This window comes from Phycicoccus sp. Root101 (assembly GCF_001426245.1).
Lineage (GTDB): Bacteria > Actinomycetota > Actinomycetes > Actinomycetales > Dermatophilaceae > Pedococcus.
In genome coordinates, this window is record NZ_LMCM01000005.1 from 33,962 (window position 1) to 55,593 (window position 21,632).

Genomic DNA, 21,632 nt, shown 5'->3' on the forward strand with positions numbered 1-21,632 from the left:
ACGCCCCCGTGGGCCGGGTCCCGGACCTCGTCGAGGGTGGGGTGGGCCTCAGGGGCCGGCTCGCCCGGATCGCACTCGACCGGGTAGCGCGCCCGCCAGCAGGAGCACGACGACGGCGGCGAGCGGCACCACGGTGATGACGGCGCCGAGCCCCTGCCACTGCGCCAGGACCCCCATCGCCAGCGGTGAGGCGAGCAGGGTGATCCGGAAGCCCATCCCGATGATCGACAGGCCGAGCCCGCGCGGGAGGCCGGGGATGTCGTCGGCCGCGCGCAGGGAGGCCGGGATGAGGGTGCCGATCCCCAGGCCGACCACGCCGAAGGCGGCGATGGTCAGCAGTGGGGACCCCACGACCAGCGCCAGCCCCATCGCCGCAGCCGCGAGCGCTGCTCCGCCCCGGGCCACCGAGCGGTCGCCCCAGGCGGTGACCGCACGGTCGCCGACCAGCCGGCCGACGGTCTGCAGTCCCTGGAGGGCCACGAACCCCAGGCCGCCGACCACGGCCGCAGCGCCGAGGTCCTCGCGCAGGTAGAGCGCGCTCCACGTCGAGGTGAGGTCCTCGATGCCCTGGGCCATCGAGCCCACGACGGCGAGCGCGAGCAGCCTGCCCAGCAGTCCCCAGCGGCGGCGACGGCGGCTCGGCGCGGCCTCGTCGTGGGCCACGGCAGCGGCCGTCGGGGAGGGGTCGGGGTCGGGCCCGGGCAGCAGCCGGGTGCGGACGAGCAGGGCCAGCGCGATGGCGGTCCCGGCGGCCACGGCGAGGTGCGGCACGAGCGGCACCCCCAACCCTGCGGCGGCGCTGCCCATGACCCCACCCACCACGGCGCCGATGCTCCACGTGGCGTGCATCGAGTTGAGGATCGAGCGTCCGTAGTGGCGCTCGACCCGCAGGCCCTGGGCGTTCTCGGCGATGTCGGTGACCGAGTCCAGGGCCCCGGCCAGCGCCAGCGCGAGGGCCAGGAGGAGCCAGGACGGGGCGGCGCCGACGAGCACGAGGTTGGCGGCGACGGCCAGGGTGCCCCCGACCGCGACCCGCGCGGACCCGAACCGGTTCACCAGGGCCGCGGCCACCAGGCCCGCGAGGACGGCCCCGAGGCCGTACCCCGCCACCGCGGTGCCGAAGGCGGCCTCGTCGAGGTGGAGGCGGGCGACGATGTCGGGGTAGCGGGGGACGACGTTGGCGAAGACGGCACCGTTCGTCGCGAACATCGCCGCCGTGGCCCAGCGGGCCCGGCGGGCCTCCCGGTCGGGGGAGCCCGACGGCACGGACCGGCTGCTCATCACACCAGCATCACGGACGCGGGACCCCGGTCGCCGGGGTGCCCGACTGGCGGTCGCCCTGGGTCGTTCGGTCGAGGGTGCCGCGTCGGACGAGAAGGTCGAGGAAGGCCGTGAAAGACTGGTGCGCGATGACCACCGACACGGCGTCCAGCACCCCTCCTGCCCCGGCCCCGCCGGGGTTTCCCGCGTGCGCGCAGGTCGACCTCGGCGCCATCAGCGCCAACGTCGCGGCCCTGCGCGGGCACGCCCCGACCGCCGAGCTCATGGCCGTGGTCAAGGCCGACGCCTACGGCCACGGCCTGGTCCCCAGCGCCCGGGCGGCCCTGCGCGGTGGCGCCACGTGGCTCGGGGTGGCCCAGCTCCCGGAGGCCCTCGAGCTGCGCCGGGCCGGCGTGACTGCCCCGCTGCTGTCGTGGCTGCACGTTCCGGGGCAGGACTTCGTGCCCGCCCTCGAGCAGGACGTCCAGCTCGGCATCTCCACCACGTGGGCGCTCGACCAGGCCGTCGAGGCTGCCCGAGCCACCGGTACGACCGCACGCATCCACCTCAAGGTCGACACCGGGTTGGGCCGCAACGGCGCCTGGGACGCCGATCTCGCGGCCATCCTCGAGCGCACCGCCGCCCTCGGGTCCGAGGGCGTGCTCGACGTGGTGGGGATCTTCTCCCACTTCGCCTATGCCGACGCGCCGCAGCACCCGACCGTGCGCGCCCAGCAGGAGCGGTTCGAGGGCATCGTCGAGCAGGCGGCTCGCAGCGGCATACGACCCTCGGTGCGCCACCTCGCCAACTCGGCGGCGACGCTCACGAACCCGTCCGCGCACTACGACCTCGTCCGCCCGGGGGTCGCGGTGTACGGACTGTCGCCCGTCCCCGACCTCGGTTCGCCCCGGGACTTCGGTCTGCGTGAGGCCATGAGGTTGCTGTCACACCTGTCGAGCGTCAAGGAATCGCCTGCAGGACAGGGCGTCTCGTACGGCCACGTCTACACCACGACGGAGCGGACCAGGCTCGGCCTGGTCCCGATGGGCTACTCCGACGGGGTGCCGCGGCACGCCTCCAGCGTGGGACCGGTGCAGGTCGGTGGACGCCGGTATGCCGTGGCGGGGCGGGTCTGCATGGACCAGTTCGTCCTCGACCTGGGTCCCGACAGCCACGCCGTCGCCGGTGACGAGGTGGTGCTGTTCGGTGTGGGCGAGGCGGGCGAGCCGACCGCCCAGGACTGGGCGGTCGCGGTCGACACCATCAACTACGAGATCGTGACCCGGGTCGGCGCCCGCGTGCCACGGGTCCACCTGGGAGAGGTGGAGGCGTGACGCCCCCCAACCGCGGACTCATCGGCCTCGGGGTCGGGCTCGCCGCTGCCGGTGTGGCCACGGCTGCCGGAGTCGCTGCAGGCCGGGTCAACCGTGAGCGCACGGCCCGGCTGTCGGTTCTCGCGCCCGACGGCGTCTACGCCCACATGCCCGACCACGAGCTCGCGGTCGTCGCCGACGACGGGGTGCCCCTCCACGTGGAGGTCGACGAGCCGGCCGCCGACGCGGCCGACCCCAAGCACCCCACCGTCGTCCTGAGCCACGGCTACACCCTGAGCCTGCGGAGCTGGGTGCTGCAGCGAAAGGCCTTGCAGCGAGCCGGGTACCGCGTCGTGCTGTGGGACCAGCGCAGCCACGGCCGGTCCGAGGTCGCCGAGGGTGACTCGTGCACGATCGAGCAGCTCGGCCGCGACCTGCACCGGGTCATCGAGGAGGCAGCCCCCGAGGGGCCGCTCGTCCTCGTGGGCCACTCCATGGGTGGCATGACGGTGATGTCGATGGCCGACCAGTTCCCCGAGACGGTGCGGCAGCGCGTCATCGCCGCGGCGTTCGTCGCGACGAGTGCCGGCGGCCAGAACATGGTGACGCTGGGGTTCGGCCAGTTCGTGGGGCGGCTGCTCGGGCGACTGGGGCCGCGGTTCCTCGCCAGGGTCGGCACCCAGCAGAAGCTGGTCAACACCGCCCGTCGGGTCGGCAGGGACGTCGAGGACCTCATCGTCGACCACTACAGCTTCGCGTCGCCGGTGGCCCAGCACACGATCCGCTACACCGGCGACATGATCATGGGTACGCCGCTGTCGGTCATGGCCGACTTCCTGCCCACGATCAACGTGCACGACAAGCAGGCCGCGCTGTCGCACTTCCACGGCATCGAGACGTTGGTGGTCAACGGGATGCAGGACCTGCTCACGCCACCAGACCACTCGGAGGCCATCGTGCGGCTGGTCCCCGGGGCCGAGCACGTCGTCGTCGAGGACGCCGGCCACATCATCATGCTCGAGCACCCGGAGGTGCTGAACGAGCAGCTCCTCGAGCTCGTGGAGCGCGGGATGCGTGCCTCAGCCGAGAACGTCGACGTCGGGCGCAAGCCGCGGGTCCGCCGCACCGTCACCGACCTGTCGAAGCGACGCCGGGTCGCGAAGGCTCGGCGCGGGGGTCGGCGTGCCTGAGGTGTCGAGCCCGTCGCTGCCGACCGCAGAGGACACGCGGGCCTGGGGTGCGCGGCTGGCACGCCTCCTGCGCGCCGGTGACCTCGTCGTCCTCACGGGCGGACTCGGGGCGGGGAAGACCACCCTCACCCAGGGCATCGGTGAGGGACTCGGCGTGCGCGGTCCGGTCACCTCCCCGACCTTCGTCATCGCCCGGGTCCACCCGTCGCTCGTCGACGGGCCCCGGCTGGTCCACGTCGACGCGTACCGACTCGGCGGGTTCGCCGAGCTCGACGACCTCGACCTCGACGCCTCCCTGGAGGAGTCGGTGACCATCGTCGAGTGGGGCCACGGCCTCGCGGAGGACCTGTCGGACGACCGCCTCGAGGTCGTCCTCGACGGTGAGGACGTGCGCTCGGCCGTCGTCACCCCGCACGGGCGCCGCTGGGAGGGTGTGGACCTCGAGGTCCTCGGGCGCCCCGTCCTCGAGTCCGCCCACGAACGGGAGGAGGACCGCTGATGCTGCTCCTCGCCATCGACACGTCCACGTCGGCGATCACCGTCGCCCTGCGGGGAGAGGGGGTCGCCGCGAGCGCCACGGTCCTCGACGCCCGCGGCCACTCCGAGCACGTCGCACCCCTCATCGAGCGCTGCCTCGCGTCGGCCGGGCGGACCCCGGCCGAGGTCACCGGAGTCGTCGTCGGCAACGGACCCGGACCCTTCACGGGGCTGAGGGTCGGCATCGTCACCGGACTGGTCTTCGGGCACGCGCGCGGGGTGCCCGTCCACGGTGTCTGCAGCCTGGATGCGCTGGCCGCGGACGCCGCGCCCCTCGTGGGTCGTCGTGAGCTGCTCGTCGCCACCGACGCGCGGCGCAAGGAGGTCTACTGGGCCCGGTACGCCGTCGAGACGGTGGACGCCTCGACGCCGGAACGCCTCGTCACGCGACGGCTGACCGAGCCCGCCGTGGACCGTCCCGCCGACCTCCCCGACGACGTGCGGGCCCTGCCGACCGCCGGCCGTGGGCCGGTGCTGTTCCCGGACCTGTTCCCGCACGCGATCGGGGTCCTCGACGTGCAGGCCGCCACGCTGGCGGCTCTCGCGGAGGAGCGCCTCGATGGTGGGGAGGACATGCCGGTCGAACCCCTCTACCTGCGTCGCCCGGACGCCCTCACCACGGCCGAGCGGGGTGCGAGGTGAGGGACCTGCGCTGGACCGACCTGCCGCAGCTCGTCGCCCTCGAGGCCGAGCTGTTCCCCGACGACGCGTGGTCGCAGGAGACCTGGTGGGCCGAGCTCGCCGCCCGGCCGCGTCGCTCGTACGTCGTCGAGGAGCTCGACGGGGCCCTGGTCGGCTACGCCGGCCTCGACCTCGCCGGCGAGGTGGCCGACGTGATGACGATGGCGGTTGCGCCGTCCGCGCAGGGCCACGGCCTGGGACGTCGCCTGCTCGACGAGCTCGTCGCACGGGCCGCCGCCGACGACGCGACCCACCTCATGCTCGAGGTCCGCGAGGACAACGCTGCTGCCCGAAGGCTCTACGACACAAGGGGATTCGAGCTGTTGACCGTTCGACGACGCTACTACCAGCCCGGCGACGTGGATGCCCACGTCATGCGCCTCACCCTGGCCGGAGCGACGGCATGAGCGCCGACCAGCCGCTCGTCCTCGGGTTCGAGACGTCCTGCGACGAGACCGGGGTCGGCGTCGTCCGCGGGGAGACCCTGTTGTTCGACGCGATCGCCAGCAGCGTCGACGAGCACGCGAGGTTCGGCGGGGTGGTGCCCGAGGTCGCCAGCCGTGCGCACCTCGAGGCCATGGTGCCGACGATCGAGCGCGCCACCCGCGAGGCCGGCATCCGCCTCGAGGACGTCGACGCCATCGCCGTGACCTCCGGTCCCGGGCTCGCCGGCGCGCTCATGGTGGGCGTCGCCGCCGCCAAGTCCCTCGCGGTCGCGCTCGGCAAACCCCTGTACGGCGTCAACCACCTCGCGTCGCACGTCGCCGTCGACATCGTCGAGCACGGTCCGCTGCCCGAGCCGACCCTCGCGATGCTCGTCTCCGGTGGTCACTCGTCGCTGCTGCTCGTGCCCGACGTCACCCACGACATCCGGTCGCTCGGGTCGACCATCGACGACGCGGCCGGAGAGGCGTTCGACAAGGTCGCCCGAGTCCTGGGCCTGCCGTTCCCCGGCGGGCCGCACATCGACCGGGTCGCCAGGGAGGGCGACCGGGTCGCCATCGACTTCCCGCGCGGCCTGACGACCGGGCGCGACATGGAGCGCTACCGGTTCGACTTCTCCTTCTCCGGTCTCAAGACGGCCGTGTCGCGCTGGGTCCAGGCGAAGGAGGCCGCGGGGGAGCCGGTGCCCGTGGCCGACGTCGCGGCGTCGTTCCAGGAGGCGGTGACCGACGTGCTCACCCGCAAGGCGATCCTCGCCTGCCGCGAGCACGGCGTGCAGAACCTGCAGATCGGCGGCGGTGTCGCGGCGAACTCCCGGTTGCGCGCCATGGCCCAGGAGCGCTGCGACGCAGCGGGGATCACGCTGCGCGTGCCGCGCCCGGGGCTGTGCACCGACAACGGCGCCATGGTCGCAGCCCTCGGCGCGCAGATGGTCCTCAAGGGCAGGACGCCGTCCGAGCTGGACCTGCCCGCCGACTCCTCGATGCCCGTCACCCTCGTCCAGGCCTGACAGTCGGGCCTCACCGCGCGGCCTGACCACGCGGCCTGACCACGCGGCTTGACCGTCCAACCTGACGCGCAGGCTGACGGTCAGTCGCAGCTGACCAGGCCCGAGTCGGCCTTGAGGTCCAGCACCCTGGCCGCCGCGGCGTCGACCTGCGTGGCGAAGGCGGGGCTGGCGGCGCGCTTGCGGGCGATCGCCTTGAGCATCGTCCCCGCCTGGTCGGCCCTCGCCGTGAGCACGATGTCACCACCAGCGGCGAGGAACCTCGTCGCCCGATCGCCGACGGGCACGGCTGCCACGGCCTTCGCGGCACCGACGTCGTCGGTGATGACGACCCCGTCGAAACCCAGCTTCCCGCGCAGCAGCCCGCTGATGACCCCGCGGGAGAACATCGCCCGGTTGTCGGGGTCGAGCCTGGGGTAGCGCGCCGACGACACCATGACGACGGGTGCCCCCGCCTTGATCCCGGCGGTGAACGGCGCCAGGTAGCTGTCGCCGGCGTCCGTCGTGGCATCGGTGGTCCCCGCGGTGGTGACGTCGGTGTTGCCGGTGACCCGGCCCAGTCCGGGGAAGTGCTTGACGGTCGGGATGACGTCGGCGGCCCGGGAGCCGCGGACGAAGGCCGCGACATACGTGGCGTTGCCCTGGCTGGAACCGGGCACGAAGTCGCGGCGGTAGCGCCCGATCGGCTGGTTGGCCGCGCCCAACGAGGTGGGCACGGTGTCCGCCACGGGGGCGAGGTTGATGGTGACGCCGGCCTTGGCGAGCTCCCGCGACCAGGCGGCGACGTTCGCCTCCTCCGTCCTGGGTCCGCCCTGCCCCTGCGTGCGGGCCGACGGCATGCGGGTGAACCCCGGACCCTTGAGCTGCTGGACCTGGCCGCCCTCCTGGTCCGCCGCGATGAGCAGCGACCCTCCTGCGCCCTGCTGCAGCCTGGCCGAGATGCGGGCCATCGAGGCGGTGCCGCCGGACCAGCCCCCGAGGTAGATCACGCCGCCGAGGTGTTGCGACTTCACCTGTGCTGCAAGGCGACTCGAGCTCCCGGTGGGCTGCAGGCCGACCATGAGCAGCTGGCCCGCCCGTTGGGCCGGGGTGAGCTTGCTGGCGAGGCGTTGGCCGCAGGAGGGTGCCGGGGTCGTCGTGGTGCTGCTCGGGGTGGAACTCGTCGACGTGCTGCTCGATGCGCTCGCGGACGTCGGGGAGGTGGTCGGCGGGGTGCTCGTCGAGGACACGCCGGACGTGGTGGGCGCGGACGACGTGCGGGTGGCGGTGTCGCAGCCGGCCGCGAGGAGGGCCGCGAGCGAGGCGACGCCGAGGGCGCGCAGGGGACGGGCGGTGCGGGCTCTCACCGATCGAACCTATCCCGGTGGTCTCGCCACCACGAAACCGCTCAGGTGGCGATCCGCCCGAGCTGGACCCGCACCGCCTCGAGCGCGTCCTGGTCGGAGAGCCCGAGCCGGCGGGCCGCGAGGGCGAACCCGCGCGCCGCCTCCTCGACCTGGCTGCGCGACTGCGATGCCGTATGGCGCGCGGGCGCCACCACCGTGCCGTGGCGCACACGGCTGGTCACGAGGGCGTCCGACTCCAGCTCGCGGAAGGCGCGAGCCACCGTGCCCGGTGCCAGGCCCAGGTCGGAGGCCAGCTGGCGGATGCTCGGGAGGCGGGTCCCCGTCTCGAGCGCGCCGGAGCGGATCATGTCGGCCAGCTGGGTGCGCAGCTGTTCGAACGCCGGGACCGCGCTCTCGGTGTCGATGTCGATGACGACGGCACCGGTCACGGGGCGACCCCGGGCGAGGTCGCGACGACGTCAGCGGCGGGACGGGTGCGGACCGGGCTGCGGCGCACGGCGACCAACCAGCCGACGACCACGGTGGCGACCAGGCAGGTGAGGCTTGCCGCCCCCCACGCCGAGACGGAGTCGGTCGACGCAGGGTCGGCCATGAGCGTCAGCAGGCTCGCCGCGGGGTATCCGGCTGCGACGATGGCCGAGCCGGCGAGGACGTTGGCGCTCCGGGCCCGCAGGGCGTCGTCGGCCGCGACGAGCTCTGCGCTGGACCCGGGCTGGGGTCGCGAGACGACGCGCAGGAGCGTGGCCCAGAGGGCGCCCAGCCCGAGCGCGGCGACGAGGAGCCAGGCCGCGGCCTGGGCCATGACAGCGCCGTCCCCGTGGGACCGCACGACGACGGCGACGACCAGCCCGGCGAGGGCGAGGCAGGCGAGGGCCAGCAACACGGTGCTGTCCATCCGGAGGTAGCCCCGGACCGTGCGCCGGGTCAGCGACGCCGTGCGGCGGCCGCCCTCGACGGGCAGGCCGGCGAGGCGCCACTCGGCGACGACCGCGCCGACGAACCACCCGAGGAAGCCCGCGGAGAAGCTGATCGTCAGCCGGGCGTCGCGCAGCGCCCAGAGGACCCCCAGCACGAGACCGGTCGTGAGCCCCAGGACACGCCACCGGTGCGTCACGGCGAGTGCGCGCACCACCAGCGGGCCGTTGCTGCTCGTCACGAGCAGCTCCTGGCGACGGGCGAACCGGCGCGTCCGGACCAGGGTCACCGGAGCGGTCGTGGCGGAGGCGACGATGGTCAGGAGGACGGCCCCGAGCACGGCTCCGGCGAACATGAAGACGAAGCGGTTGAGCATGCGGCCACGATGCAGCACCTTCAGGTCTTGTGTCAATGTAGCAACACAGTGATACATTGCCGCGCATGACGGATCAGCACGGGGGTGGCCGGGGGGCCTCGACGGCCTACGGCGTGAGCGACGAGGTGTGGCGGGACCTCGAGGTCGAGGCGGAGCGCGCCTCGGTGCGGGAGCGACCGGCGCTGGTGCGGGCAGCAGCCGTGGTGGCGATCCTGGCCGTCGGCACGACGGCGCTGCTCCTGTCGGGCCTCGTCTCGGCCCGCCTCTCGGGCGGGAACGGCGCCGGTGGCGGGTCGGACACGGACGGCCGGTCGTTCATGGAGTTCACGCTGCACAACGACGGCGTCACGCCGGTGCACGTCGTTCGCTGGACGAGCCTGGTCAAGGGTGTGCAGGTGGAGAAGGTGGACCCGAAGGACATCCGCCTCTCGCCGAGGGGGCAGCAGAAGGTCAGGCTGTCCTTCGTCGCGACCGACTGCCGGGCCGCGGTGCCGTCGGCGCGCAAGGCCCTGGCGAAGTCACCGAACACCGGTGGCGGGGTGGGGGTCGTCGTGGACCGCCCGTGGGGACAGATGGAGACGGTGGTCTACCCGGTGATGTCGATGGAGGACATGGTGCTGTCGTCCTGCGGGCAGGGCCTGCCCTAGACCTCTCTGGCAGGATCGCGCCATGGCTGTCCCCGTGGTCCTCGACGTCGACACCGGTGTCGACGACGCCTGCGCCCTCCTGCTGGCCGCCCTGCACCCGGGGCTGGAGCTGCGCGCCGTCACGTGCGTCGGTGGCAACGCGCCGGTCGACGCGGTGGTGACCAACACCCTCACGGTCCTCGACGCCGCCGGTCGGGACGACGTCGTCGTGGCCAGGGGTGCGGAACGGCCCCTGCTCGAGGACCCGGTCGACGCGCGCCACGTCCACGGTCAGGACGGCATGGGCGACCTCGACTGGCCGAGTTCGCAGCGGCGTCCCGACCCGCGGCACGCTGTCGAGGTGCTCCGGGACGTGCTCCTCGACGCGGCTGCGCGAGGAGGCGACGACCTCGTCACCCTCGTCCCGCTGGCGCCCCTGACGAACATCGCCCTCCTGCTGCGCACCTACCCCGACGTCGCCCGCGGACTGCGCGAGATCGTGTTCATGGGCGGGTCGGCGTACGTGGGCAACGCGACCGCCTCGGCGGAGTTCAACGTCTTCCACGACCCCGAGGCGGCCGCGGTCGTCCTCGACGCCTGCGCCGACCTCGGCATCGCCGTCACGATGTACGGCCTCGACGTCTTCTACGCGCCGCTCGTCACGCGGGCCCGAGCGGCCGAGCTGGTCGCGTCCGGTGGTCACGGCGCGCCCGAGCTCGCCGGCCGGCTCATCACGTTCGCCTGCGACCGGTTCGGTGCGGACACCGCCACCATCGGCGACGCCGGGGCGGTCTGTGCCGTCCTCGCCCCCGAGGGCGTGCAGCGAGAGCAGCTGCCGGTCCGGGTCGAGCTCGCCGGCACGTGGTCCCGCGGCCGCACCATCGTCGACCGGCGCGACTGGACCGGTGACCTCTCGCACGACCCGCACGGGCGGGCGCGCTCGACCATCGACGTCTGCCTCGGGATCGATGCCGAGCGCTACGCCCGGCTCTGGCTCGACACCGTCTCCGGAAGGACCAGCTGATGGGCCGCGTCGTCGTCCTCGGGTCGCTCAACGTCGACCTCGTCACCCACGTCGAGCGGCATCCACGCCCGGGGGAGACCGTCCTCGCCGACGGTGGGGTCGAGCGCTACGCCGGGGGCAAGGGCGGCAACCAGGCCCTGGCGGCGGCGGAGGCCGGCGCCGACGTCGTGCTCGTGGGCGCTGTGGGCGACGACGAACCCGGCGCGGCATACGTCGAGCGCCTGCGCGGCAGGGGGATCGACGTGGACGCGGTCCGGGTCGTCGCGGGCACCCCCACCGGGCAGGCCTGGATCGTCGTGGATGACGACGCCGAGAACTCCATCGTCGTCATCGCCGGTGCCAACGCGCACGTCACCGCCGACCTGCCCGACCTCGGGCCCGGCGACGTCCTCCTCGCCCAGCTCGAGGTGCCGGTCCAGGTCGTGGCCAGGGCAGCGAGGGCCGCGCACGGTCGGGGTGCGCGCGTGGTCATCAACGCCGCCCCGTATGCAGCCCTCCCGCACGACGTGGCCCAGCTCGCCGACCCCCTGGTGGTCAACGAGCACGAGGCGATGCAGCTCGCCGACTCCGACGTCGTGCCGACGTCGCTGCTGGTGACGTTCGGTGGGGAGGGGTCGAGCTGGGACGGGGTGCGCCACGACGGGACGCCCGTCGCCGGTGCCGACGTCGTGGACACGACCGGTGCCGGTGACGCGTTCTGCGGCGCTCTGGCGGCAGCACTCGCCGAGGGTGCGGACCGCGCCGAGGCGGTCAGCCGGGCGAGCGACGCGGGCGCCGCTGCCGTGCGGCGGACCGGGGCGCAGTCCGACCCTGCCCTCTGAGGAGCCCTGGCTCGACCCGACCCGGTGCGCCTGCCCCTGGGTCGAGGTATTCGCCTACCGGAGCCCGGTGGTCGAATACCTCGAACCGTGGCGGCGTCGCGCCGAGCGCCGGCCACACGACGGTCTAGTCGACCGAGACGTGCACGTGGTCCATGTGGTTCTGGGTGGGGCTGCCGCGGTCCTCCATCGGCTTCCAGCTCCCGCCGGGGTACCAGATCCGCTGCTTCCAGATCAGGTACTTGATGTTCAGGGTGCTCGCCATGCCCTGCAGGTGAGCGGCGACCGCGTCGCCCTGCGAGGTGCTGCACATGATGTCGACGGCGTGGCCGGAGCCGTGGTCGCCGGGATCGCCCGCCCGGTAGCCACCGATGGTGCTGATCTGCGGGAAGGACGCGTGGATCTCGTTGACGACGGCGACGGCGTTCGCGGACATCCCGGAGTGGGCGCCGAGGCCGGCCCGGGAGTAGTTCGCACCGCGCGACACCCGCGCGGGCACGCGCTCGGACGTCTTCCTCGGTGTCAGGTCCGGTGCGGCGGTCGCCTTGGGCTTCGGCAGGGCCTGAGCCGAGAACCCGATGACGCCGAACTGGTCGACCGAGTGGGGCGCGGCGGCCGCCGAGGCGACGGCGCGGGCGGGGGTCCGCTCCTCGGCCGTCAGCTGGTAGCCCGGTGTGGAGGGCGGCGTCGCGAAGGCGGTGGCGACCCCGATCGCGGTGGCGGCCAGGCCGAGACCCTTGAGGGTCGAGCGGTGGGCGGGGCGCCGCCAGAGGGTGGCCACCAAGGACGTGTGGCTCGGGCCCGCACCACGGTGGCGGCCGGAGCCGTGCTTCTCGGAGGACATTGCCGTCGAGGCTAGGGCAGGCCTCACGGAGGTGGCCAACCGCGTCGGCGCGTCGTGGCGTCGGTGGTCGTTTGCCTGTCGTCGGGCTGGTTTGCGGCCGTTCGAGGCGCTCAGGAGGGCTTGACGATGAGCGCGACCTGGTTGCTGCGCACCCGGGTCAGGACGACGACCGCCTCCGTCCGCCCCTTCGCAGGGAGCCTCAGCTGGCGCCGCAGGAGGTCGGCGTCCACGCTGACGCCGCGCTTCTTGATGGTCAGGCGGTCGATGCCGTGGTCCCGGAGCCAGCCGCGCAGGGCCTTGACGTTGAACGGCATGGCCTCCACCACGGCATACCGGCGGGCGAAGGGGACGTCGACGGATCGGGAGGAGCCGACGTACCCCACGCCGGCGTCGAGCTCGGCACCGCCGGTCGCCGCGGTGAGCGCTGAGACGAGGCCGGCCCGCAGCACGGCCTTGTCGGGTTCGTACAGCCAGGCGCCGACCTCGGCGAGGTTGCCCAGGGAGGGGGTGGTCGGGTCCCCGTCCTGCTCCGTCACGAGGACGGGGGAGGAGCCCTCACGGAGCACTGCCGCGGTGCGCCCGGCCGTGCGGACCAGCGGACCGAACCAGACGGTGCACTCCACGACCTCGCCGTCGACGGAGGTCCACTGCGCCTCGGACCCGGCGGGCACGGCGGCGTGCGGGAACCCCGGGCTGAGCTTCGCGCCGGTCGCGGGCAGCGCCTTGGCGAGCTCCAGCACGGTCTCCCAGGAGGGGGAGATCTCCTCGAGCCGGAACAGGCGACGGGTGCGCCCGGTGATGTCGGCGACGCCGGGGGTGCGCCTGGCGGGGTCGAGCCAGAGGCCGACGCCGCGCGCGCCCTCACCGGCCGGCGGGGTGAACTCCTCGGCGAGCCCCACCTCGGCGCCGGAGTCCGGCCAGTGGCGCAGGTTGACCGCGGCGATGGCGGCCGTGACCTCGTCGGCGTCGATCGCCCGCACCCGCAGGTCGAGCCCGGCCATCGCCATGGCGTCGGCGCCGATGCCGCAGCCGAGGTCGTGGACGGTGTGGATGCCTGCCGCCCGGAACCGCTGGGCGTGCTGGGCCGCGACCCCGAGCCGGGTGGCCTGTTCGAGCCCGTCGGAGGTGAAGACCATGCCGCGGGCGAACGTCCCGAACTTCGCGGTCGCCTTCTCGCGCAGCCGGGCCTGGTTGAGCGCGGCCGCCACGAGGTCGGGCTCGAACCCCGCGTCCCTCAGGCGCTGCTGCAGCGGCAGGGCGGTCGACTCGTCGTAGGGCGGCAGCGACTGGAGCAGCCCCCACCCCTCACCGGTCGTGAGCCGGCGGAGCAGGGGGAGGTCCATGGCGAGCATTCTGGCGTATGCCGCGGGGCCGCGTGGGAGGTCGGGCCGGGCCTGTGCCGCGGTGGGGGATCAGGTGTCGCGGCGCCACTCGTAGGGGGTCGTCGTGGAGACCTTGACCAGGCCCGAGCGCTCGAGGATCGGGCGCGAGAACTCCGTCGAGTCGCTGTTGATGTAGCGCTTGCCGTGACGCAGCGCCGACCGGGCCCGCGCGGCGGTCAGGGCGCGGTAGATGCCCTTGCCCCTCCACTCGGGGAGCGTGGCGCCACCCCAGATCCCGGCGAACTCGCTGCCGGCCACGGGCTCGAGGCGGCCCGCGCTCACGATCGTGCCGTCGGCCTCTGCCACCCACATCTCCATGTCGTCACGGGTGCGGAGTCGGTGCAGGACCTGCAGGAGGATCTCGGCGGCGAACTCGGGGGTGTCGCCGAACACCTCGGCCTGCATCGCGCACATGGCCCGCACGTCGTCCTCGTCCGTGACCTGCCGGACGACCACACCAGCGGGGAGCTCGACGTCCACGGCGAGCAGGGCGGCCTCCCCGACCATCACGGACTCGGGCTCGTCCGGCACGAACCCGCGGCCGACGAGCGCCTCGTGCAGGCCCGGCGCGTGGTCGTGGCCGCGGGTCTTCCACTCGACCCGGTGGATGTCGGGCGAGGCGGTGTAGTGCGCGAGGGCGCCGTCCACCAGCGCGAGGACCGACTCCTGCGTCGCCGGGCGGCCGTCCTCGTCCAACGTGGAGTACGTGATGAAGCCGCGGCCGCCCCGGAAGGTGGCGAGGCGCAGCGGTCCCAGCCGCTCCACGGCGACGGCCGACGGCGTCTCGGCCTCGTCCCGGAGCTGGTGGTCGTAGGCGCTCAGCAAGGCTGCGGGGTCGCTCACGGGGCGGGTCAGGGGATCGGTCGCAGGGTCGGTCGGTGGGTCGGTCGCGGGGTCGGTCACGGGGTCGGTCAGGGGGTCGGTCACGGGGTCGAACCTGCCCCCTGTGGCCCCTCGCTGGCAACTGGTTTGCCCAGGGCGATCCGGCCGTCCGGCCGGCCGGCGGCGCCGCCGCGGTGTCAGCCCTCGGCGAACGCGAGGAGAACGTCTGGCACTCGAGTTGACCGAGTGCTAACCGCGAGCCTAGATTTGCGTTGGCACTCAGGTTCGTCGAGTGCTAACGCAGCCAGTCGGTCGATCCCCGCGACGGCGACCGCTCCGGCCGCAGCTCGGCACCACCTGAAGTACCAGCACCATCCACCCTGTCCACTTTCGACATTCCCGAAGGGGAGGTCACCATCGTGTCGGTTTCCATCAAGCCGCTCGAAGACCGCATCGTCGTCAAGTCCGTCGAGGCCGAGCAGACCACTGCGTCCGGTCTCGTCATCCCGGACACCGCGAAGGAGAAGCCCCAGGAGGGCGAGGTCCTCGCGATCGGTCCCGGCCGGATCGACGACAACGGCAACCGCGTCCCGCTCGACGTCACCGTCGGCGACCGGGTCATCTACAGCAAGTACGGCGGCACCGAGATCAAGCACGGCGGCGAGGAGTACCTCATCCTGTCCGCGCGCGACATCCTCGCCATCGTCGGCTGACACCTGCACCGCTGACAGCACGCCCCGGCGGGCCCCGCTGGGGTCCCGCCCGGGGCGTGCTGTCGTTCGTCAGCCCGCTGGCAGCTCTCTGCCAGCACCGCACCACCCCGTTCAGCCCAGCCGGTCCCGGCTGCGCCGTCAGCCGGCACCCCGCTGAATCCCCATGAACAGAAGGACACTCAATGGCCAAGACGCTTGAGTTCAACGACTCAGCTCGCAAGTCGCTTGAGCGCGGAGTCGACGCGCTCGCGAACGCAGTCAAGGTGACGCTCGGCCCGAAGGGTCGCAACGTCGTCATCGACAAGAAGTGGGGAGCCCCCACGATCACGAACGACGGTGTCACCATCGCCCGTGAGGTCGAGCTCGAGGACCCGTACGAGAACCTGGGCGCCCAGCTCGCCAAGGAGGTCGCCACCAAGACGAACGACGTCGCGGGTGACGGCACCACCACCGCCACCGTGCTCGCCCAGGCCATGGTCAAGGAGGGCCTGCGCAACGTCGCCGCCGGCGCCGCCCCGTCCGGCCTCAAGCGCGGCATCGACAAGGCCGTCGAGGCCGTGTCCGCCCGCCTGCTCGAGACCGCCCGCGAGATCGAGGGCAAGGAGGAGATCGCCCAGGTCGCCGCGCTCTCCGCGCAGGACCAGGTCATCGGCTCCACCATCGCCGACGCGTTCGACAAGGTCGGCAAGGACGGCGTCATCACGGTCGAGGAGTCCTCGACCGCGACGACCGAGCTCGAGTTCACCGAGGGCATGCAGTTCGACAAGGGCTACATCTCGCCCTACTTCGTCTCCGACGCCGAGCGCATGGAGGCCGTGGTCGAGGACGCCTACATCCTCATCAACCAGGGCAAGATCTCGGCGATCTCCGACGTGCTCCCGGTGCTGGAGAAGGTCGTCAAGTCCGGCAAGCCGCTGCTGATCATCGCCGAGGACATCGACGGCGAGGCGCTGTCGACCCTGGTGGTCAACAAGATCCGTGGCACGTTCAACGTCGTCGCGGTCAAGGCGCCCGGCTTCGGTGACCGCCGCAAGGCGATGCTGCAGGACATCGCCGTCCTCACGGGCGGCCAGGTGATCTCCGAGGAGGTCGGCCTCAAGCTCGACCAGGCCGACCTCGACGTGCTGGGCCAGGCCCGTCGCGTCGTCGTCACCAAGGACAACACGACGATCATCGACGGCGGCGGCGACAAGTCCGACGTCGACGGCCGCGTCAACCAGATCAAGGCCGAGATCGAGCGCACCGACTCCGACTGGGACCGCGAGAAGCTCCAGGAGCGCCTCGCCAAGCTCGCCGGTGGCGTCTGCGTCATCAAGGTGGGTGCCCACACCGAGGTGGAGCTCAAGGAGAAGAAGCACCGCATCGAGGACGCCATCTCGGCGACCCGCGCGGCCATCGAGGAGGGCATCGTCGCCGGTGGCGGCTCCGCCCTCGTCCACGCCTCCTCCGCCATCGACGACCTCGGTCTCGAGGGCGACGAGGCGACCGGTTCGCTGATCGTCAAGAAGGCCGCGGCCGAGCCGCTGCGCTGGATCGCCGAGAACGCCGGCCTCGAGGGCTACGTCGCCGTCTCCAAGGTCGCCGAGCTCGAGCCCGGCAACGGCCTCAACGCGGCGACCGGCGAGTACGTCAACCTGATCAAGGCCGGCGTCATCGACCCGGTCAAGGTCACCCGCTCCGCCCTGCGCAACGCCGCGTCGATCGCGTCGATGGTCCTGACCACCGACACCCTCGTCGTGGAGAAGAAGGAAGAGGAGTCCGAGCCCGCCGGTGGCGGCCACGGCCACGGCCACGGTCACTGACCGAGGCTGACCGGCGCGGGCTCCCTGCGCCATACCTCTCGAGGGCCCGTCCCCACCACGGTGGGGGCGGGCCCTCGCGCGTGCCCGTATGCGGTGGGGCGTTGCGCACACACGCAGCCCAGGGTGCTTGACCCTCTCTATTCATCTGGTGAATAGTCCACGTCATGTCGACGGGACACGTGCTACTCGGGCTGCTGAGCAGGGGGCAGCGACACGGGTACGACCTGAAGCGGGACCATGACGAACGGTTCCCCCAGGCGAAACCGTTGGCGTTCGGGGTGGTCTACTCCACCCTCGAGCGACTGCACCGCCGGGGGCTCATCGCGCCCCTGGCGGTGCAGCGCGTCGACGGGCCGGACCGGACCGCGTACGGGATCACCGACGCAGGACGGGCCGAGCTGGCCCAGTGGCTCGCCACGACCGACGAGCCGTCCGAGCACGTGACCAACCCGTTCGCCGTGAAGGTCACGCTCGCCCTGCTGCTCGGCGACGAGGCGGGTGCGGAGGCCTTCCTGCGGGCACAGCGGGCGGCCCACCTCGTGCGGATGCGCGCGTTCACGACGGCGAAGACGGCGCCCGGGGCGTCGGTGCACGAGGTGCTCGCGGCGGACTACGCGCTGGCGCACCTGGATGCGGACCTGACGTGGATGGACGCGGCGCTGCGCCGCGTCACCACGCTGAGAGAGGAGCTGGGGGCATGACGGAGGGGGCCATGGACGGGGACGGTGCACGCGAGGTATCGCAGGGGATCGGCGGCGAGGGGGACCACACCTGCGCGCCACCGACGACGGTGCTGTCGGCGAGGGGGCTCGAGCTGACCTACGGCCTCACGCCGGCCCTGCGAGGTGTCGACCTCGACGTCCGGCAAGGTGAGGTCTTGGCCGTGACCGGCCCGTCGGGGTCGGGCAAGTCCTCGCTGCTCCTGTGCCTCGCCGGGGTGCTGAAGCCGGACATGGGGACCGTGCGGTTCGGCGAGCGAGTCATCAGTGCGGAGTCCGAGAAGGTGCGGTCGCGGCTGCGACGGGAGGAGTTCGGCGTGCTGTTCCAGTTCGGCCAGCTCGTCGAGGAGCTGCCCGCGGTCGAGAACGTCGCCCTCCCGCTGCTGCTCGGGCGCATGCGGCGGGCTGACGCGCTGGACCGGGCCCAGACCTGGCTGCACCGGTTCGGCGTGGGAGACGTCGCCGACCACCGACCCGGCCAGATGTCGGGCGGCCAGGCGCAGCGCGTCGCCGTCGCGCGGGCCATGGTGACCGAGCCCGCGGTGCTGTTCGCCGACGAACCCACCGGGGCGCTGGACTCCATGGCGGCCGAGCAGGTGATGGGCGCCCTCGTCGAGGCTGCGCGCGACCACGGGACCACCGTGGTGCTGGTGACCCACGAGGCGCGGATCGCCGCCTACTGCGACCGCGACGTCGAGGTCCGCGACGGGCGGCTGTCGGGGACCTCGCTGGACGTCGTCGGCGCCACCCGTCTGGAGCTGCGCCGGTGAGCGCGCTGGCGACCGGCCCCGAGCTCGCGAGGAGCAGCCGCTCCGCGGTCCCGTCGACCCAGCTGCGCCTGGCTCGCGCTGGTGGCAGGACCGACTGGCTCCGCATCGGGCTCACGGTGCTGGGCACGGCCCTGTCGGCAGCGGCCCTGGTCGCGGCCGCCGCCGTGGCGGGCATCGCCGGCCAGGTGTCCTCCCGGCTGGCCGTGATCGCCCAGCCCGGTCTGCGTTTCGGCGTCGTCGTGACGCTGCTGCTGCTGGCCCTGCCCGCTCTCGTGTTCGCCGGCATGTCGGCCCGCGTCGGCACACCCCAACGCGACCGGCGGCTCACGGCCCTCCGGTTGGCCGGTGCGACTCCGTGGCAGGCGCGGGCAGTGGCGTTGTGGGAGGTCGCCATCGCCGCCGTGGCCGGCACCGTGCTCGGGGTGGGCGCCCTCGTGGCAGTCGTGGGTGCGTCCGCCTCGAGACTGGTCCACCTCCCGGAGGGCAGTCTCTGGGAGCAGCTGGGCAGCGGACGCGTGGTGGTCCTGGCGGTCGTGGGGGCGCTGGCGGTGCCGGCCCTGGCCGTGCTCTTCACCCTCCTCATCTCGCGGCGAGCGTCGTCCAACGTCTTCGGTGCGGCTCCCCCCCCCCCCCCCCCCCCCCCCCCCCCCCCCCCCCGTCGCGTTCGTCGTCGGCGTGGTCGGCCTCGCGTCCTTCTCCGCCTACGGCACCTCCATCAGCCACCGCAATGGTGCGCTGATCGCCGGGGGGCTGTTGGTCGTGGCCCTGCTGGGACTGTTGCTCGGGTCGGCGGCGATCACCTACCTGATCGGGCGGGCGGTCTCCCGGGTCGCGTGGCGACCGGCCCTCCTCGTGGCCGGTCACCGCATGGCGACGGCACCGTTCACCTCCAGCCGGGCCACCGCGTCGGTGCTGCTCGGTGTCCTCCTCGGGACGCTGGTCCTGTGCTTCAAGGCCAACTTCCTGGCGCTGACGGATCCGGCGGACCCCTTCTACGCCCAGACCTTCCGCATGATCGAGGTGGTCCTCGGGGTCGGCATCGGCCTTGCTGCAGCCACCCTGTTCGTGGTCCAGGTCGAAGGGCTCGTCGCGCGACGACGAAGCCTGGCGTCGCTCGTCGCCACGGGGACCCCACGGTGGGTGCTGGCCCGGGCGACGCTCGCCGAGACGCTCCTGCCCGTCGTGCCCTGCGTCCTACTGGCCGCCGCGGCCGGCATGGGGGCGGGGCGTGGTCTCCTCGGCGACAGTGGCTACACCTACTACTCCACCGTGAACCAGGACCCGGTCTTCGTCCAGGTGGCGGCCCCCTGGCTCGAGGTGTCGCAGCTGGTCCTGGGGAGCATCGCGGCGGTGCTCGTCATGACGCTCGCCTCCCTGGTGATGCTGTGGCCGAGCACCCGGCCCGAGGAGCTGCGCACCGCCTCCTGACCCGAGGCGCGATGGGTATGGCGCGTGCGCCCTCCCGGTGCGACGCTGGGCGCAGCAGCGCACAGCGAGGTGGCCGTGGCGGAGCACGTCGTGGACCGGCCGAGCTTCGACGAGTACGTCGTCGCCCGGGGTGGTGACCTGCTCCGGACCGCCTGGCTGCTCGCCGGGGACGACCGCGGCGCCCAGCGGCTCGCCCGCACCGCCCTGGCCCGGGCCTGGCCGCAGTGGTCGCAGCTGGCCGAGCACGGTGCCGGGTCGTACGACTCCGACCTGCGGCGGTTCCTCGTGCAGGCCCACCTCAGACAGCACCGGCACCCGGCCCGCGACGACGTCGACGACTCCCGATCGCCTGCGGCCCGGGGTGGTTCGGGTGGTCCGAGTGGTTCGGGTGGTCCGGACGAGCGGGTCAGGGTCTCGCGGGGACTCGAGGTGCTGGACTCGCTGACCAACGTCGAACGCGCCGTGGTCGTGCTCGTGCTGTTCGACGGGCTGGGGGAGGGGCACGTCGCCGACCTGCTCGACGACGACCTCGGCTCCGTCCGGCGCCATCTGCTGCACGCGCTGGCCCTCGTCCGCGACCGGTTCGGGCTCGACGAGCGCGGGATGCGCGGACTGTTGGAGTCGCTGGCCCCCGACGACCCGCCGGTCGAGGCGCTGCTCGCCAAGGAGGTGGCCGGTGCGGCTCGCTGGCGGGGGCTGCGCGGGTGGGTGTTCGCGCTGGCCGCCGTGGCGGTGGCCGCCCTGGTCGTGGGGCTCGTGACGCGCCCGCAGGCCGGGGGCGTCCGACCGCCGCCCTCCATCCCCCGCCTGGTGCCCGCGGCGCTCGCCTGCGGGTCGTCGCTCGGTCCTCCCGCCCTGCCCCGACCCGTCGAGCCACCGCTCAGCGCGCACTACGTCGCCGTGCTCGTCTGCGCGAGGACCGATGCGGCCTCGGTCTGGAGCGGTCCGCTCCCGCCGGACGTCCCGGTGAGCGACCCCACGGCGATCGACTCCCTGGTGCTGGCACCGCAGGGCAGCGGACCGGCCTGCCCCGGCCTGCCCCGTGGTCCTGCGTACCGGCTCCTGCTCCTCGGCCGCGACGGCACCACGACGACCTGGTCCAACGAGGCGCTGGCCTGCAACGGGTGGCCGGCCCTGTCCCAGGTGTTCGTCGCCGCGGCCGAGCAGAGCGCCGCGGGCACCCCGCCGGACGCCGACTTCCTCGGGTGCCCGACGACCCTGGGTCGACAGGTCGACCGGGACGGGGCCGGGCTGGGCCTGCAGAAGGGGACAGTCCTCGTCGAGGCCACCGCCTGCCTGCACCCGCTCGCCGAGGCCAGGCCACCCGGCATACCGAGCTTCCGGGCGGTCCGCGCCAACGTGCTGGGCGGCCCGACCGTGGCCCAGCTGAACGCCGACCTGGCCCGGTCCGGGTCGAGGCGCACCGGCAAGGGCGACTGCGCCTCGGGGCCGCAGCGCTACGTGATCAGGGCGCGCACCGACACCGGGCGGCTGGTCGAGCTCAGCAGCATCTGCGGTCACGAGTTCGCGGTCGACGGGCACCTGCGCGACACCTGGCGGGTCAGCGGTGAGACGACGAGCATGCTGCGGGCCCTGCTCGTCGCGAACTAGCGAGC

At 73.3% G+C, this 21,632-nt stretch carries 22 protein-coding genes and 1 pseudogene; 16 read left to right on the top strand and 7 right to left on the bottom strand.

Annotated elements, in window-relative coordinates:
* Positions 1 to 48 precede the first annotated feature (48 nt).
* Positions 49 to 1,281: an MFS transporter gene (locus ASC58_RS04965; RefSeq protein ID WP_056918562.1), complete on the bottom strand. Its 1,233-nt coding sequence runs from the start codon at positions 1,279 to 1,281 to the stop codon at positions 49 to 51.
* 128 nt (positions 1,282 to 1,409) lie between these two features.
* Here ASC58_RS04965 and alr point away from each other — a divergent pair, with 128 nt between their 5' ends.
* Genes alr through tsaD form a run of 6 tightly spaced genes read left to right on the top strand, consistent with a single transcriptional unit; the run spans position 1,410 to position 6,434 of the window.
* Positions 1,410 to 2,594 (top strand): alanine racemase, encoded by a 1,185-nt coding sequence (alr, locus tag ASC58_RS04970; protein ID WP_056918563.1) that lies wholly within the window; start codon positions 1,410 to 1,412, stop codon positions 2,592 to 2,594.
* Positions 2,591 to 3,763 carry an alpha/beta fold hydrolase gene (locus ASC58_RS04975; protein ID WP_056916618.1) on the top strand — a complete coding sequence of 391 codons (1,173 nt, stop codon included), beginning with the start codon at positions 2,591 to 2,593 and terminating at the stop codon, positions 3,761 to 3,763. Before alr ends, ASC58_RS04975 begins: the two co-directional genes overlap by 4 nt.
* The gene (gene tsaE / locus ASC58_RS04980; RefSeq protein ID WP_056917427.1) at positions 3,756 to 4,262 is read left to right on the top strand and encodes a tRNA (adenosine(37)-N6)-threonylcarbamoyltransferase complex ATPase subunit type 1 TsaE; all 507 of its coding nucleotides are present in this window, start codon (positions 3,756 to 3,758) and stop codon (positions 4,260 to 4,262) included. The genes ASC58_RS04975 and tsaE overlap by 8 nt, the downstream gene beginning before the upstream one ends.
* Positions 4,262 to 4,942: a tRNA (adenosine(37)-N6)-threonylcarbamoyltransferase complex dimerization subunit type 1 TsaB gene (gene tsaB, locus ASC58_RS04985; RefSeq protein WP_056918564.1), complete on the top strand. Its 681-nt coding sequence runs from the start codon at positions 4,262 to 4,264 to the stop codon at positions 4,940 to 4,942. The genes tsaE and tsaB overlap by 1 nt, the downstream gene beginning before the upstream one ends.
* Positions 4,939 to 5,388, top strand: coding sequence for a ribosomal protein S18-alanine N-acetyltransferase (gene rimI / locus ASC58_RS04990; RefSeq protein ID WP_056916620.1), 450 nt, complete (start codon positions 4,939 to 4,941; stop codon positions 5,386 to 5,388). Before tsaB ends, rimI begins: the two co-directional genes overlap by 4 nt.
* Positions 5,385 to 6,434 (top strand): tRNA (adenosine(37)-N6)-threonylcarbamoyltransferase complex transferase subunit TsaD, encoded by a 1,050-nt coding sequence (gene tsaD / locus ASC58_RS04995; RefSeq protein ID WP_056916621.1) that lies wholly within the window; start codon positions 5,385 to 5,387, stop codon positions 6,432 to 6,434. The genes rimI and tsaD overlap by 4 nt, the downstream gene beginning before the upstream one ends.
* Before the next feature lie 80 nt (positions 6,435 to 6,514).
* Here tsaD and ASC58_RS05000 read toward each other — a convergent pair whose 3' ends face one another.
* Genes ASC58_RS05000 through ASC58_RS05010 form a run of 3 tightly spaced genes read right to left on the bottom strand, consistent with a single transcriptional unit; the run spans position 6,515 to position 9,068 of the window.
* Positions 6,515 to 7,777 carry a glycoside hydrolase family 3 N-terminal domain-containing protein gene (locus ASC58_RS05000; RefSeq protein WP_082552978.1) on the bottom strand — a complete coding sequence of 421 codons (1,263 nt, stop codon included), beginning with the start codon at positions 7,775 to 7,777 and terminating at the stop codon, positions 6,515 to 6,517.
* 41 nt (positions 7,778 to 7,818) lie between these two features.
* Positions 7,819 to 8,205 (bottom strand): GntR family transcriptional regulator, encoded by a 387-nt coding sequence (locus ASC58_RS05005; protein ID WP_056916622.1) that lies wholly within the window; start codon positions 8,203 to 8,205, stop codon positions 7,819 to 7,821.
* Positions 8,202 to 9,068 carry a hypothetical protein gene (locus tag ASC58_RS05010; RefSeq protein WP_056918565.1) on the bottom strand — a complete coding sequence of 289 codons (867 nt, stop codon included), beginning with the start codon at positions 9,066 to 9,068 and terminating at the stop codon, positions 8,202 to 8,204. Before ASC58_RS05010 ends, ASC58_RS05005 begins: the two co-directional genes overlap by 4 nt.
* Positions 9,069 to 9,133: 65 nt before the next feature.
* Between ASC58_RS05010 and ASC58_RS05015 the strand changes: the two genes are divergently transcribed.
* From ASC58_RS05015 to ASC58_RS05025, 3 genes are read left to right on the top strand one after another with little or no spacing between them, the layout of a single operon-like run.
* Positions 9,134 to 9,715, top strand: a complete 582-nt coding sequence (locus ASC58_RS05015) for a hypothetical protein (RefSeq protein ID WP_056916624.1) — start codon at positions 9,134 to 9,136, stop codon at positions 9,713 to 9,715.
* A 22-nt stretch (positions 9,716 to 9,737) separates the two neighbouring features.
* On the top strand, positions 9,738 to 10,718 hold the full coding sequence (locus tag ASC58_RS05020; protein ID WP_056918566.1) for a nucleoside hydrolase: 981 nt from the start codon (positions 9,738 to 9,740) through the stop codon (positions 10,716 to 10,718).
* Positions 10,718 to 11,539 (top strand): ribokinase, encoded by an 822-nt coding sequence (locus tag ASC58_RS05025; protein ID WP_056916626.1) that lies wholly within the window; start codon positions 10,718 to 10,720, stop codon positions 11,537 to 11,539. Before ASC58_RS05020 ends, ASC58_RS05025 begins: the two co-directional genes overlap by 1 nt.
* Before the next feature lie 124 nt (positions 11,540 to 11,663).
* On the opposite strand, the gene ASC58_RS21545 is transcribed toward ASC58_RS05025, so the two are convergent.
* The 3 genes from ASC58_RS21545 to ASC58_RS05040 all read right to left on the bottom strand — a co-directional run bounded on the left by ASC58_RS21545 (position 11,664) and on the right by ASC58_RS05040 (position 14,605).
* A complete protein-coding gene (locus ASC58_RS21545) occupies positions 11,664 to 12,380 on the bottom strand; it encodes a hypothetical protein (protein WP_056918567.1) in 717 nt (238 codons plus the stop codon).
* Between the two features lie 110 nt (positions 12,381 to 12,490).
* Positions 12,491 to 13,723 carry a class I SAM-dependent methyltransferase gene (locus ASC58_RS05035; RefSeq protein WP_056918832.1) on the bottom strand — a complete coding sequence of 411 codons (1,233 nt, stop codon included), beginning with the start codon at positions 13,721 to 13,723 and terminating at the stop codon, positions 12,491 to 12,493.
* Positions 13,724 to 13,792: 69 nt separating this feature from the next.
* Positions 13,793 to 14,605 carry a GNAT family N-acetyltransferase gene (locus ASC58_RS05040; RefSeq protein WP_056918833.1) on the bottom strand — a complete coding sequence of 271 codons (813 nt, stop codon included), beginning with the start codon at positions 14,603 to 14,605 and terminating at the stop codon, positions 13,793 to 13,795.
* A 398-nt stretch (positions 14,606 to 15,003) separates the two neighbouring features.
* On the opposite strand from ASC58_RS05040, the gene groES reads away from it, so the two are divergent.
* The 7 genes and pseudogenes from groES to ASC58_RS05070 all read left to right on the top strand — a co-directional run bounded on the left by groES (position 15,004) and on the right by ASC58_RS05070 (position 21,627).
* Positions 15,004 to 15,297 carry a co-chaperone GroES gene (gene groES / locus ASC58_RS05045; protein WP_056916628.1) on the top strand — a complete coding sequence of 98 codons (294 nt, stop codon included), beginning with the start codon at positions 15,004 to 15,006 and terminating at the stop codon, positions 15,295 to 15,297.
* Positions 15,298 to 15,479: 182 nt separating this feature from the next.
* The gene (gene groL / locus ASC58_RS05050; protein WP_056916629.1) at positions 15,480 to 17,099 is read left to right on the top strand and encodes a chaperonin GroEL; all 1,620 of its coding nucleotides are present in this window, start codon (positions 15,480 to 15,482) and stop codon (positions 17,097 to 17,099) included.
* Positions 17,100 to 17,263: 164 nt separating this feature from the next.
* Positions 17,264 to 17,800, top strand: a complete 537-nt coding sequence (locus tag ASC58_RS05055; RefSeq protein WP_056916630.1) for a PadR family transcriptional regulator — start codon at positions 17,264 to 17,266, stop codon at positions 17,798 to 17,800.
* Positions 17,797 to 18,588 carry an ABC transporter ATP-binding protein gene (locus tag ASC58_RS05060; protein WP_235529110.1) on the top strand — a complete coding sequence of 264 codons (792 nt, stop codon included), beginning with the start codon at positions 17,797 to 17,799 and terminating at the stop codon, positions 18,586 to 18,588. The genes ASC58_RS05055 and ASC58_RS05060 overlap by 4 nt, the downstream gene beginning before the upstream one ends.
* 239 nt (positions 18,589 to 18,827) lie before the next feature.
* Positions 18,828 to 19,169 (top strand): annotated as a pseudogene (locus tag ASC58_RS21925) (FtsX-like permease family protein); the annotation flags it as partial.
* 94 nt (positions 19,170 to 19,263) lie between these two features.
* Positions 19,264 to 20,016 carry an FtsX-like permease family protein gene (locus tag ASC58_RS05065; protein ID WP_056918568.1) on the top strand — a complete coding sequence of 251 codons (753 nt, stop codon included), beginning with the start codon at positions 19,264 to 19,266 and terminating at the stop codon, positions 20,014 to 20,016.
* A gap of 24 nt (positions 20,017 to 20,040) precedes the next feature.
* Complete coding sequence (locus ASC58_RS05070) at positions 20,041 to 21,627, top strand: hypothetical protein (RefSeq protein WP_157598368.1); 1,587 nt, start codon at positions 20,041 to 20,043, stop codon at positions 21,625 to 21,627.
* Positions 21,628 to 21,632 lie beyond the last annotated feature (5 nt).